Annotated in this window: 8 protein-coding genes; 2 read left to right on the forward strand and 6 right to left on the reverse strand. The window is 62.5% G+C overall.

All coding sequences use genetic code 11. From position 1 onward, the window contains the following. The first annotated feature begins 75 nt into the window (after positions 1-75). Positions 76-699: a DUF922 domain-containing Zn-dependent protease gene (locus ACQZ6J_RS00480; RefSeq protein WP_449082714.1), complete on the forward strand. Its 624-nt coding sequence runs from the start codon at positions 76-78 to the stop codon at positions 697-699. 461 nt (positions 700-1,160) lie between these two features. On the opposite strand, the gene ACQZ6J_RS00485 is transcribed toward ACQZ6J_RS00480, so the two are convergent. Together ACQZ6J_RS00485 and ACQZ6J_RS00490 are read right to left on the reverse strand one after the other, a co-directional pair. Next, positions 1,161-1,481, reverse strand: a complete 321-nt coding sequence (locus ACQZ6J_RS00485) for a 2Fe-2S iron-sulfur cluster-binding protein (protein WP_163990953.1) — start codon at positions 1,479-1,481, stop codon at positions 1,161-1,163. A 145-nt stretch (positions 1,482-1,626) separates the two neighbouring features. Then, entirely contained in the window at positions 1,627-1,995 is a 369-nt protein-coding gene (locus ACQZ6J_RS00490; protein ID WP_449081168.1) for an Hpt domain-containing protein, read from the reverse strand. Positions 1,996-2,487: 492 nt separating this feature from the next. Between ACQZ6J_RS00490 and ACQZ6J_RS00495 the strand changes: the two genes are divergently transcribed. Then, positions 2,488-9,591 carry an apolipoprotein A-IV repeat region-like domain-containing protein gene (locus tag ACQZ6J_RS00495; RefSeq protein WP_449081170.1) on the forward strand — a complete coding sequence of 2,368 codons (7,104 nt, stop codon included), beginning with the start codon at positions 2,488-2,490 and terminating at the stop codon, positions 9,589-9,591. Positions 9,592-9,730: 139 nt separating this feature from the next. On the opposite strand, the gene ACQZ6J_RS00500 is transcribed toward ACQZ6J_RS00495, so the two are convergent. From ACQZ6J_RS00500 to ACQZ6J_RS00515, 4 genes are all read right to left on the reverse strand, one after another. Further along, complete coding sequence (locus ACQZ6J_RS00500) at positions 9,731-10,057, reverse strand: RcnB family protein (protein WP_163990947.1); 327 nt, start codon at positions 10,055-10,057, stop codon at positions 9,731-9,733. Positions 10,058-10,200: 143 nt separating this feature from the next. Next, on the reverse strand, positions 10,201-11,811 hold the full coding sequence (locus tag ACQZ6J_RS00505) for a glycoside hydrolase family 43 protein (RefSeq protein WP_449081173.1): 1,611 nt from the start codon (positions 11,809-11,811) through the stop codon (positions 10,201-10,203). Between the two features lie 82 nt (positions 11,812-11,893). After that, complete coding sequence (mgrA, locus tag ACQZ6J_RS00510) at positions 11,894-12,925, reverse strand: L-glyceraldehyde 3-phosphate reductase (protein ID WP_449081175.1); 1,032 nt, start codon at positions 12,923-12,925, stop codon at positions 11,894-11,896. A 70-nt stretch (positions 12,926-12,995) separates the two neighbouring features. Next, on the reverse strand, positions 12,996-14,129 hold the full coding sequence (locus ACQZ6J_RS00515; protein ID WP_449081177.1) for a Gfo/Idh/MocA family protein: 1,134 nt from the start codon (positions 14,127-14,129) through the stop codon (positions 12,996-12,998). Positions 14,130-14,137: the final 8 nt, after the last annotated feature.

Here is a 14,137-nt window from a genome sequence, read left to right on the forward strand (position 1 = left end):
AACCTTGCGCTTGATATTGCGCTCACAGTGGCTATGCCGCAAGGTTCGCGGAAGTTCAACATGGTAGCGACACGAATGCCGCTTGCATCCCATAAGTTCAGCATTTCATGTGCCTTGCTGCTCGCGTTTTGCATACCCGGCACGGCCGATGCCGAAGTCATTGCCCGAAAATCCGTTTCCTATTTCGACATCAAGGGCAGCACCGCCGACGAGCTTGACGCTGCCCTGAACCAGAGCGGGCCGCTTGCCATGGGATCGAGCAGCCATCACCCCGGCGCGACGAAGATTCGCTTCGGCGGCAACGCGACCTACAGCGAAGACAACGGGCGCTGCTACATTTCCGGCGTCAAGGTAACTGTCGATACCGAAATCATCCTGCCGCGGTGGCGCGACCGGCGGCATGCGAACAAGCAGCTTTCGATGATATGGGACACGCTGGCCGCCGATATCCGCCGCCATGAGAACCGGCATGTCGAGATCGCCCGCCAGCATGCGCGCCAGATGGAACAGCAGATCCTTTCCCTGCCGTCGGCCAGCGATTGCGATGCTCTTCAGGAAAAGGCAAACGAGGTGACGGCACGAGAAACCGAACGCCACGATGCCGATCAGGCGCGCTTCGACCGCATCGAGGCGATCAACTTCCAAAACCGGATGCAGAGATTGCTTTATTATCGCAGCCGCCAAACCGGACAGCCATAGGCCTTCCGCTCCCCTTAATTTCAGGGAAAAAGCCACCGCACAGCTGCCGACTGTGGGAAAACAGCCACTATATCTGTGAATCGTCCCGCCGCGATGCTCTTTGAACTTTACGAGAATCTGAAATAGGTTTTTCCTATGAATTACAGAGATAAACACACCGGATGATTCGAGGAATACCGGTTGGGGATCTCAGAAAGATGAATTGAGAGTGCCTGCGTTGGCGGGTTTATTCGCTCTTCGACGCAGCCTGGGTTTGTTCTTGAAGCATGCGCTACGTGTTCTCCTGGCGCGTCCTAAGCCGCAGGTGTTTCCTCCCTTGCCTGTCGGTGATGCGCCCGCCTTGCCTCGCTCGCTGCATCAGCTGAGCGGGGCATCTTTTTGAGGGCTATCAGGGCGCAGGCTTGCCCGATGAATACGGGCAATCCCCACTATCCGCGACAAGCTATGCAGGAAACCAGCCGTCAGGCCTGGCGCTCCGGCACATGGACGACGAGCCCGTCGAGAGCGCTCGTCATCTTGATCTGACAGGAGAGACGCGAGGTCGGCCGCACGTCGAAGGCGAAATCGAGCATGTCCTCTTCCATCGCCTGCGGGCTGCCGACCTTTTCGGTCCACGCCTCGTCGACATAGACATGACAGGTGGCGCAGGCACATGCGCCGCCGCATTCGGCTTCGATGCCCGGAACGGAGTTGCGCACGGCATTTTCCATCACTGTGGATCCCTCGTCGACATTGAGGTCAAAGCGCGTGCCGTCGAAGGCGACGATGGTCAATTGGGTCATGTGGGTGAATTCCGAATTTCGTGAATGAAGGACGATCGGAATTTTACTTCCAACAAATCGCTGGGGCAGTCAACATTTGCGCCGCCGAAACGGTTTGAACCGTCTGGCGGCGCAAGGATGGATTCCCGCTGTCTTCGAGCAAGGTTCAGCGCGAAATCTTCAGGATGAAGTTCTCGGCCTCGACGACGCAGGTGGTGACGGCCGCCATGCGCGCGGCGTCGCCGGTATCGCTCTCGAGGGCGCCGGCCGCATCGGCCACGCGGAAGGCACCGACGGCGCCCGCCGCCCCCTTCAGCTTGTGCGATGCCGCCTCGATGCGCTTGGGATCGCCGCTGCCGATTTCCTGCAGGCAGGAACGGGCCTGCCTGGCGAACATCTGCAGCACCTCGACTTCCAGCGCCTTGTCGCCCATCGTCTGCTTTCCGAGATGAACGAGATCGATCGCCCGCTCCCGTGACGGGGCCGAGCCCCGTGAATTATCCGGAGATTCAAACGCGATGTTCAAAGCTGCCATGTGCCAATGCTCCCGTCTTTTATCTAGGACTGTTTTAGGGACCTGCCGCATAGTTGCGGCCCGGGCATGGCCATCCAGTTAAATTTTGGCACATTGAGGGCCTAAAACTCCGGACATGGTTAACGTGCGTTAAACATGCGCAGAATCTTGGATTTTCATGACGTTATACGAGCAAAGAAGGTTAATGGCGCCTTAATGATCCACTGTCTTTAAGGTGGAATTAATTGTCAGGACTGGGGGAATGTGTCACTACGATACTATTGAATTGGGTAGATGGCACACGCCTTTGCCCAGGAAGTGGATGATGGTAATGTTTTCATAACATCCGTTTGAAAAACCAGTTATCCACTCTGAAATGTAATGGGAAATCCAACCTCGGTATCGACCGGATGCGGAGGCCCCACGGGAGGCAGGGTTCGTCTTTTCCGGACGCGGCGGAATTACCGGAAAAGACGCGGCAAGCCCGAGTGAGTTGTAACGAGGCGTAACCGCATGGCGAACAAAAAGTACATCGAGTCGGTCGAGGACAAGGCCTTCCAGGCGTTGGACGAAGCTTTGCAGATCGATTTCAGTGACGAGAGCTTGGAGTCTCGCAGCGGCACTACGCCCGATATCCCGGAGCGAAATGTGTCTGAACCGCCGAAACAGCCGATAAAGCAGTCCAGGGATGATGCAGCCCGCCAGGCCGGCGCCGCGCGCAGCGCAGCCGCCCCTACGGCAACGCCCCGCCCCGCCGAGGCGCCGAAAAATCCGAACCTTGCCGCCGCCAACGATGGCAACCGGGCAAGCTCCGCAAGCCTTCTCAGGGCGCTCGACGGAGGCTCCCAGAGCCACGCGGTGCGCAACGCCACGATCTTCTCGCTGTTCTGGATCATCGGCGGCGTCGGCCTTGCCTTCATGCTGTACGGCTCGGAGATCCGAAACATCCATTCGGTAGCGGATCTGGCTGCCCTGCCGGGCGTCATCGCCTGCATCGTCGGCATCATTGTACCGGTGCTGCTTTTCTATGCCTTCGGCATGATGATCTCGCGTGCCCATGACATGCGCAACGCGGCCCGCTCCATGGCCGAGGTTGCCTTGCGCCTCGTCGAGCCCGAAACCATCGCCTCCGAACGCATCATGACGGTCGGCCAGGCCGTCCGCCGCGAAGTATCGGCGATGAACGAAGGCATCGAGCGCACCATTGCGCGCGCCACCGAGCTCGAAACGCTCGTCCATACCGAAGTCAACGCGCTCGAACGCAGCTACGCCGACAACGAACTGCGGGTGCGCGGCCTCGTCCACGAACTGGGCACGGAGCGCGATGCGATCGTCAATCACGCCGAGCGGATCCGCTCGTCGATCGTCGGTGTTCACGACCAGATCAAGGAAGACCTGTCTCTCGCGACCGAAGAAATCGCCGTACGCCTCTCCACATCGGGCGAAGCCTTCGCGTCGATGATCGATACGCGCGCCGCGGCGCTGATGGAAAAGTCGGATTCCGCCGTCCAGGCGCTCGGCACCCTGCTTGCCGCCAAGACCGATAGCCTGCTGCAGAATCTGAACGCTTCGGGCCTCGCCCTCAGCCACGAATTCGACACCCGCCTGGAATCCCTGTCGTCGACCCTGTCCGAACGCGGCAAGGACCTGCTCGGCCAGTTTGAAACCCGTGCATCGACGCTCGACGCGAACACCGAAAAGCTGAACTCCGCGCTCAACGAGCGTGCCCGTCAGCTCAATGAAACGCTGGTCGCGCGCACCAGGGAGATTAGCGAGAGCCTTACCGGCGGCGAGCGGTCCATCACGGGAACGCTGGACAACGTGCTGTCCCGCCTCAACACCGCGCTCGACGAAAAGGGCTCGAGCTTCCGCCAGAGCCTGCAGTCGACGGCCGACGACGCCATCATGGATATCGATCTGCGCTCCGGCTTCTTCGAGGAACGCTTCCAGTCGACGATCGCACAGCTTTCGACCGCCTTCGACGAGCGCGTGTCGGAATTCACCTCCGCCTTCGACAAGCGCGCCGGTACGCTGGACACCAAGCTTTCGGAAAGCCTTGCCAGCATCAACCAGAGCCTCGGCAGCAACTCCGACGCGCTGGAAGGCATCCTGACCTCCAGCATCGAGCGCCTCGGCTCGCACCTCACCGACCAGTCCTTCGCGCTGGCAACGACACTGGCAACCGGCCAGGAAGTGCTGGAAAGCGCGATCGGCTCCAGGGCGAACGAGATCACGTCGGCGCTGCAGAACGCCACGACGGGCATTTCGTCCGCCCTCACCTCCGGCACAAGCGACCTCAACACCACGCTCGCCTCGCATGCCGGGGCCTTCACCTCGGCCGTGCAGGGCGTAACGCGGGACGTCTCGGCTGCCCTGCAAAGCGGCACCGAAGAACTGACCACGGCCTTCGCCGGCCGCGCCAACGACATCAACAATACCCTTTCCGCCCGCACGAGCGAGATCACCCAGGCATTGGGCTCCGCCCACGAGCGTATCGACACCGTCATGGCAGCCCGCAGTAACGCGCTGTTTGGCGCGCTGACGGACAATCAGGCCCGGTTCGAGCAGACGCTTGCCGAGCGTTCTCAAGCAATCACCAATGCCGTCAGCGGCTCTCATGAACATCTGACCGCCGCGCTCGACGAGCGCACATCGATGCTGGCGATCTCGCTGGCCGAAAGCCAGCTTCGACTTGAGAACACGCTGGCGACCCGTGCCGATACCATCGCCAGCACGATTGCCGACACGCATGGCAAGCTCGCCGACACGCTCGACGACAAGACGATGGCGCTGGCCATCGCCCTTTCCGAAAGCCAGTCCCGCCTGGAAGATACCGTTTCCGGTCATGCGGAACATGTTGCCGGCACGCTCGATGCCAAGACCAGGGAACTCGCCCGCGCGCTTGCCGAAGGTCAGGCGCGCCTGGAGAACACCGTTTCTGGTCACACGGAAAGCGTCACCAACGCCCTCGACGATCGGACGATGGCGCTCGCCATTGCTCTTTCGGAAAATCAGGCGCGCCTGGAAGACACGGTTGCCGGCCATGCCGAACGTGTCGCCGACACGCTCGAAGGCAAGACCAATGCTCTTGCCTCCGCCCTGACGAGCGGTCAGAGCAGGCTCGAAGAGACCCTCGCCCACCGCGCCGAGGCGATCATCAAGGCCTTTGCCGGCAATCACAATGCCTTGGCCGAGGCGCTGGACGATAGAACGATGGCGCTCGCCATCGCGCTTTCCGAAAGCCAGGCCCGCCTCGAAAGCACCATCGCCGGCCACACCGAAAGCGTTGCGAGCACCCTGGACGACAAGACGATGGCATTGGCCATTGCCCTCTCCGAAAGTCAGGCCCGCCTCGAAAACGCGGTCTCCGGCCATGCCGAAAGCGTTTCGAACACTCTCGACAACAAGACGACGGCCTTGGCCAAAGCTCTTTCCGAAGGCCATGCGCGGCTGGAAAATACCGTGTCCGGATATGCCGAAGGCGTCGCGAGCACCCTGGACGACAAGACGATGGCTCTGGCCATTGCGCTCTCCGAAGGCCATGCCCGCCTCGAGAGCGCCGTTTCCGGCCATGCCGAAAGCGTCGCCAGCACCTTGGATGACAAGACGATGGCGCTTGCCATCGCGCTGTCGGAAGCCCAGGCCCGCCTCGAGGATACCGTGTCCGGCCATGCCGACCGTGTTGCCGATACGCTCGAAGGCAAGACGAGAGCTCTCTCCGATGCCTTGAATTCGGGCCAGTCGCGCCTGGAAGCAACGCTCGCCAACCGCGCCGAGGCGATCACCAACGCTTTCACCAGCAACCACAACGCCCTTGCCGATGCTCTCGACGATAAGGCGATGGCGCTGGCCATTTCGCTCGCCGATACCCAGTCCCGGCTTGAAGATGCGGTATCGAGCCGACTTGTCTCTCTCTCCGAAACCGTTGCCGGCACGCATGACAAGATCGTCAACAGCCTCGACGACCGGACGATGTCGCTCGCCATCGCCCTTTCGGAAAATCATGCCAAGCTCGAGGAAACCCTGGCAAACAGTGCCAAGGCGATAGCCCACACCGTCACCAGCGGCCATGAGGCACTGACCAACACGCTCGACGACAAGAGCATGGCCTTCGCAATCTCCCTCGCCGAAAACCAGAACCGCTTCGAAAGCACCCTGGAAGAACGCGCCAACGCCCTGCTCGACAGCGTCTCGGGCGCTGAAGCCCGCGTTGCCGGCGCCTTCGGCGACAAGGCGGACGCCATCCGTGCCGCCTATAACGAGAACCAGGATCGCCTCGATCGCTCGCTGACGGCCCATACGGACGCTCTGTCCGAAATGCTCGACAGCAACAGCGGCCGCGTCGAAACCGTTCTCGGCACGACGACGCGCCATCTTGAAAACACGCTCGGCGCCGGTCTGTCGCAGATGGATCAGAACCTGGCTTCCGCCTATGAGCGCATGCGCTCCACGCTGGACGATCGCAGCAACGCCATCAACCTCGCCCTGCGCGACGCCCATGCGCAGATCGACAACACGCTGCTCGAACAGACGACCGCCATCGGCACCTCCATCGCCACAAGCGCCAGCATGCTGGAAATGTCGCTCGAAGACCGCGAGGCCTCGCTGCGCCAGACCATCGACGCCAGCGCAAGGACATTGGAAGAGCGCCTGAAGAGCGGTGCCGGCGATATTGCCGGCCGCATCCAGCAGGCCGCGGGCGACATCGCACGCTCGGCCGATACCCTGTCTTCCAACCTGAACCGGACGATCGACGGCGTGACGAGCCGCTTCGCCGAGACCGGCTCCCGTGTCGAGGCCAGCTTGTCGGCCCTCGAAAACCGCATCCACGAAGGCGTTACCGGCGTTGCCACCCAGGTGGATGCCGCCGGCAACCGCCTCTCCGAGACGCTGGCGAGCGGCGCAGCCCAGATAGACAACAGCGGCAGCCAGGCCGCGGCCCGTATCGAAGAGCGCCTTTCGACCATGGATCGCGCCCTCAATCTCGGCCTCGAAGCCGTCAACCGCACGATCGAAGGCAAGGCGGCCAATCTCGCAACCACGCTGCGGACGGCCGTCGCCGATGCTGCACAGGGCATGGACACGGAGGCGACACGCACGGCCGATCTGCTTGCCAACACCGGGCAGCAGTTTGCCGACAATCTCGGCAGCCACAGCGATGCCTTTGCACGCGTCATGACCGAGCGCTCCGACGATATCGTCAACCGCGTCTCGGAAACGCAGAACCGCTTGGCAAGCCAGGCGGCTGCCGTCGCCCAGACCTTCTCCGAAGCGGGCAACGCGATCATCAACAAGGTTGCGGAAGCCGAAGGCCTCGTCAGCAATCAGGTCAACACGATCTCGCAGGCCCTGTCTTCGGCAGAGCAGTCCCTGGAAGCCCGTGGCGCGGCTATCCGCAATACGCTGGCCAGCGGCAGCGAGCAGATCGTCTCCAGCATGGCTCAGGTCGAACGCGCCCTCGATGAGCGCGGCACGGCCATCCGCACCTCCCTGGAAGAACGCACCCGCGAGATCAACAGCACGCTTGCCGATGTCGACAAGGCACTGGAAGCGCGTGGCTCGTCCATCCGCACCTCGCTCGACGAGCGCACCCGCGAGCTGAACTCGATGCTGGCCGGACGCTCCACCGAGCTCTCCCGTCTCATCGACGAGAAGGCCCGCCCGATCGTCGATCGTTACGCGGCGACGGGACAGGAAGCGGCAGCCCTCATCTCCGCGGCAGCCCAGGAAAGCACCGAGCGTCTCCGCGTCGAAAACGCCGCGCTGATCAGCGCGATCGCATCGCGGACCGAACATGCGGTCAGCACCGTCAACGCGCTGGAAAACAATCTGCTTGCCAGCGTCAACGGTATCATCGCACGCCTTGCGGACAACAATTCCGCGATCGCCGGCCTGCTGACCAACGCCGCTGCCGAGTTCGCAAGCGTCGATGACCGCCTCACCGCGACTTCCACACGCTTCGCCGAATCCGCCACCAAGGCCGGCGAGATGGTTTCGGCCTCCAGCCGCCTCCTCGAAGGCAAGGTGGACAAGCTGTCGGAGATCACCGGCCAGACCCTGTCGCAGGTCGGCAGCATCGTCGGTCGCTTCGACGACCACTCCAAGGTGCTGTCGCAGGCCTCGCAGCTTCTCGGCGCCGCCCAGTCGAACCTCGTATCGACGCTGGAAGAACGCGAAACAGCCCTGCAGAACCTGGCCGTCGGCCTCGTTCAGCGCTCGGAAGAGATCGAAAACACCATGCGCGCCCTCGGCTCCATGGTGGAAACCGCCTTCGACCGCGCGGAGCAGCGCTCCAATCAGGTCACCGGCAACCTGCGCCAGAGCGTCCAGTCCTCCTTCGCGGATATCGGTCGCGTTCTCTCCGACGCCGAGAAGCGCGCCGAGGATGCGGCAGAGGCTATGCGTGGCGCGATGGCAAAGGCTGGAGAAGAAGCAAGCCAGGCCGTCGAGGGCACATTCGCCAACGCCGAGCGCCGCTCCACCGACCTCACCAACCGCCTGCGCGGCGGCCTGACGGCTTCGCTGTCCGAGGTCGAGCAGATGCTGGCCGATGCGGGCAAGACATCCGATACGACAGCACAGCAGTTGCGCGAGACGCTGCGTGTCGCAGTCGACGACGCCGTCGGCCGCTTCGCCGGCGCGACGGACGAGATCCGCCGCTCGGCCGGCGATATCCGCCGCGAACTCGACCTGACGCGCAGCGAACTGAAGCGCGGCGCCTTCGACCTTCCGGAAGAAGCAAAGGAAAGCGCCGCAGCCATGCGCCGCGCCGTTGCCGAACAGATCAAGGCCCTGCAGGACATCTCGCAGATCGTCGGCCGCTCGACGCAGCAGCTGGAGATTTCCGAACCGGCGGCTCGTGCGCTTGCAGACGCGCAGCCGGCCCAGCGCCCACGGCCCGCAGCTCCTGCCCCCGCGCCGGCGGCCGCCGCTCCGCGGCCGCAACAGCCGGCCCCGCAACAACCCGCCGCACAGCAGCCTGCACCCCAGCCGGCTGTGCAGCAGCCCGCGCCCCAGCCACAGCCGCAGCAGCCTTCGATCGAGGCTCTGGGTCTGCGCGGATCCATTCCCGCAGACCGTCCGGTGGCTCAGCCGCAGCGTCCGGCCGAAACGCCGGCTCCTGCCCGCCAGGAAACGGCTGGCGGCGGCTGGATCAGCGACCTGCTGCGCGGCGCTTCGCGTGACGAAAATGCCGGCCTGCAGCCGGCCCGCCAGGCGGCGCCCAAGCCGGCTGCCGAAGCAGCGCCCGCCCCGGTCGCGCGCAACCCGCGCCATGTCGTGGAGTCGCTGAACTCGCTTTCGGTCGACATCGCCCGCGCAATCGATCACGATGCCTCCGTCGACCTGTGGCGTCGTTACCAGCGCGGCGAGCGCGATGTGTTCACGCGCCGTCTCTACACGCTCAAGGGCCAGCAGACCTTTGACGAAATCAAACGCAAGTACGACCGCGAGCCGGAATTCCGCACGGCAGTCGATCGCTACATCGCCGATTTCGAAAAGCTGCTCGCCGACGTCGCCCGTACGGACCGCGATCGCACGATCACGCAATCCTATCTCACCTCGGACACCGGCAAGGTCTACACGATGCTGGCCCACGCCGCCGGCCGTCTGAGCTAGGATGGACGAAAGACGAAAGCTCGATCCCCGGCCGCAGCGCCGGGGATTTTGATTCAGGGCGTTGGTCCGGCTTTCGGCATGAAAAAAGGGCGGTCCTTGAGAGCCGCCCTTGCTTTATTCGATAATGATCGCGACCAGCCTACCGGGCCTCATGCACCTTTGAAATCAGGCCGCTCGTAATGCCGACCAGCAGGAAGTTCGTGTTGATGCGAACCCAGTGATAGCCACGCGGAGGTGTGGACAGCTGATAGGCGCGATAGTCGATTTCCGCCGCACGGCGGCGGTCGGAAGCAGAAAGGCGGCGCCCCTTGACCCAGCCGCCCTTGCGGACAACCACCTTCTTCTTCACCACGTCTTTCTGGACAGCCGTCTGTTTGGCCGCCGGTGCCGGCCTGACTTGCGCCGTCGCAGCCAGCGGCATCGCCAGGACGGACGCCGTGAGAAGGACAGTGAAGATTTTTCTCATTGGTTGTTTCCTCATTTCAGAATCTGCGCGCGACCTTATCGTGACAGACATGAAACGAATCTGACAGTCGAATTACAATTCCGTAATGGACCCGGTCGGGCGGCTCGACCTTGTGCCCGCACCGTCGCCAGCCGTCGACAGCCTCACAACTCATCGTAATTGAACCAGTCGAAATCCGCCGTCTTTGCCCGCCCCGACGTATCGAAGGCAAACATGCCCGCAAAGGCGCCGGTGAAGGATCCGTGCTCGCCGCGGCCGCCCTCATCCGAGATGACGCCGGCGTCGAGCACAGGGCCGACAGCCTGCCATGCGCCCATGCCTTCCGCCTGCCAGAAGAACTGCAGGTCGTTGTCGCGCACCTCCATGGCAAGCTGAATCCGCCCGTTCGGCACGGCGACACCGCCCTCGATCGGAAAGCCCAGCCGGCCGTTCGGGTAGTCGCCCGGGCAGGTCATGATGGTGACGCAGCGGCCGAGCTTCTCGTGCAGCGTCACGGCGATGGCATGCAGCTTGAAGCGATTGTAGTAATGCGTCATTCCGGCAACCTGCTGATAGGTGTCGGGTTCGAATTCGACGACAGTTTCGGCGCGGAAGCTGTGATGCTCCTGACGACGGGCGACAAGCGATTGCTCGAACCAGGAACCGATGCTTTCGCGGGCGAAGAGCCGCAAGTGCCCCGGACGCTCCGTCAGGCTGAAGATGCGCTCCGGTTGCGGCGTGCGCAGCCACTGGAAATCCATCGGCAATTGGCGCTCGTCGAAGTTATAGCCGCTGCGGCGCGGCTTTTCGATGCGCTGGGCACCATTCAGGCCAGGCACTTCGACATCCGGAACGGCGGTGCCGTTCTCGAGATAGAGCCAGCCGTCTTGCTTCCACAGGCATTTCTGCAGAGCGGTCTCGCGACCGAGCGTGCAGCGACGATGCGGCGGCAACGGCCGTCCGCAAAGATGCGTGTGATAGAACTGGCCGTCATGCGTCTCGACATATTGGCCGTGACCTGCACGCTGCAGCGACGCTTCCGGATGATCCTTCGATGTGATCAGATATTTGTTCGGATGCAATTCGTAAGGGCCGGCAATGTCGCGGGACCTGGCCATCGTCACGGCATGGTCATAACCGGTGCCGCCTTCGGCCGTGGTCAGATAGTACCAGCCGTTGCGCTTGAAGAGATGCGGCCCTTCGACCAGCCCCAGCTCTGTGCCGGCGAAGATGTTTCTGATCGGCCCCTTCAGCGACTTTTCCACCGGATCCCATTCCTGCAGCAGGATACCGTCGAAAGCCGGCGTCTTCGGCGAGCCGCCGTAGCTCTCGGTGCGGTGGTTCCACTGCATGTTGACGAACCACTTGCGCCCGTCATCGTCATGGAAGAGCGAAGGGTCGAAACCCGAGGAGTTGACATAGGCCGGTTCGGACCACTCGCCTTCGATGCTCGGCGAGGTCACGATATAGTTATGGGCGTCCTTGAAGTTGCCGTCGTAGCGCTTGACGTCGGTGTAGACGAGCCAGAACAGGCCGTCCGCATAGGAGAGGCAAGGCGCCCAGATGCCGCAGCTGTCGGGCTCGCCGCGCATGTCGAGCTGCGACGCACGCTCCAGCGGCCGCCGGACCAGAGTCCAGTTCACCAGATCGCGCGAATGATGGATCTGTACGCCCGGATACCATTCGAATGTCGAGGTGGCGATATAGTAGTCCTCGCCGACACGGCAGATGGACGGGTCGGGATTGAAACCTGGCAAGATCGGATTGCGGATCATGAAACTCTCTCCTCCAGAGACCTCGACGAGCGGCAGTATATAGTAAAACGCCCGGAACCAGGTTCCGGGCGTTTTATGATTGTCAGTCCCGTTCGGCCGACTTGGCCCAGAGATTGATGTCGGCCTCACGGGCGTAGACATCGATCTGCTTCAGCTCTTCCGCCGTGAATTCGAGATTGTCGAGCGCTTTGACGCAATCGACGATCTGCGACGAACGGCTGGCGCCGATCAGGGCCGAGGTGATGCGGCCGCCGCGCAGAACCCAGGCAATCGCCATCTGCGCCAGCGTCTGGCCGCGCTTTTCGGCGATCTCGTTGAGCTTGCGGATATTGTCGATGATCGACGGACGGATGAAGTCGCGCTTCAGGAAGTGGTTCTGCGCTGCACGGCTGTCGTCCGGAATGCCGCCGAGATACTTGGTCGACAGCATGCCCTGCGCCAGCGGCGAGAAGACGATGGACCCGATGCCGAGATCTTCGAGCGTATCCACCAGACCGTCATCCTCGACCCAGCGATTGAGCATGGAATAGCTCGGCTGGTGAATGAGGCAAGGCGTGCCGAGGTCCTTGAGGATTGCGGCAGCCTCGCGGGTGCGCTGCGAGTTATAGGAGGAGATGCCGACATAGAGCGCCCTGCCCGAACGGACGATATGGTCGAGCGCGCCGCAGGTTTCTTCGAGCGGCGTATCCGGATCGAAGCGGTGGGAATAGAAGATATCGACATAGTCGAGGCCCATGCGCTTCAGGCTCTGGTCGCAGGAGGCGATCAGATACTTGCGGCTGCCCCATTCGCCATACGGGCCCGGCCACATGTCGTAGCCCGCCTTGGAGGAGATGATCAGCTCATCGCGCAGTCCGGCGAATTCCGTGCGCAGGATTTCGCCGAAAGCGGTCTCGGCGCTGCCGGGAGGCGGTCCGTAATTGTTGGCGAGATCGAAGTGGGTGATGCCGAGATCGAAAGCCGTGCGGCACATGTCGATCTTGCGGTCATGCGGCGTGTCGCCGCCGAAATTGTGCCAAAGCCCCAGCGAGACCGCCGGCAGCTTCAGGCCGGAGCGACCGACCCTGTTGTATTTCATTTTCGCATAGCGGTCGGATGCCGGTTGCCAAGCCATGATAACTATTCCTTCGAGATGAAAAAACGCGCGGGTTGTTCACCCGCGCGCAAACTAGCTTTTCCTGCGCTTACTTCAAGAGCGCTTGCGCCTCTTCGATACCGAGTGCCGCCGGCTGCGTGCAGGTCGTGGTCAGATCGACGAAGCGGTTTTCCGCGCCCGATTTCAGGATCGACGTCATCACATCGACGCCGTGCAGCGTGCGGTCGAGCGAGCAACGCGCATCGCGCCCGTCGATCAGCGACGCTGCAAGGTCGGCAAGGCCGGCCGTGCGATAGTTGGCGCGCGGGCCGCTCGGGCTTTCCTGATTGGCGATGCCGAACGGATGCGCCCAGTTTTCCAGCGGCTTGATATCCTTGTCGCGACCGCTGGCTTCCACCGTCCCGCCGAAGAAGTTCGGGTCCGGCACGTAGAGCGAGCCCTCGGTGCCGTAGAGCTCCATATTCGCGTGACGGTGCGACCACACATCCCAGCTTGCCGTCAGCGTGATACGTGCGCCGCTGACGAATTCCAGCAGCGCCTGGATCGTCGTCGGCGTCTTCACCGGGATGGTCTCGCCATTGCGTGGCTGGCTGGTGATGGTGCGGGTTTCCGACGCCATCGACGTCATCGCGCCGACGCGCTTCACCGGGCCGATCAGGTTGATGAGGTTGGCGATATAATACGGTCCGAGGTCGAGGATCGGGCCGCCGCCGGGCAGGAAGAAGAAGTCCGGGTTCGGATGCCACATTTCCATGCCGGGGCTCATGACATAGCAGGCGCCCGAAGTGATCCGGCCGATGCCGCCATCATCGATGAACTTGCGCGCGAGCTGATGCGCGCCGCCGAGGAAGGTATCGGGAGCGCAGCCGACGGCCAGCCCCTTTTCCTTGGCGATGCGGCGCAGCTCCTCGCCCTGCTCCAAGGTGAGCACGAGCGGCTTTTCCGAGTAGACGTGCTTGCCCGCTTCGAGGATGCGCTTGGAAACCGGGAAATGCGCATCCGGGATGGTGAGGTTGACGATGACGTCAAGCTCGTCATTGGCGAGCAGTTCGTCGATGGTCTGGGCCTTGACCTTGTATTCCTCGGCGCGCAGACGCGCCGCATCCATGTTGATATCCGCGCAGGCCAGCACCTTCAGGCCCTTGAAGAGCGGTGAGAGCGAGAAATAAGTCGTTGAAATATTGCCGCATCCGATGATGCCGACGCCAAGTTCCTTAGCCATTTGGAAGT

This window comes from Rhizobium sp. A37_96, assembly GCF_053521765.1.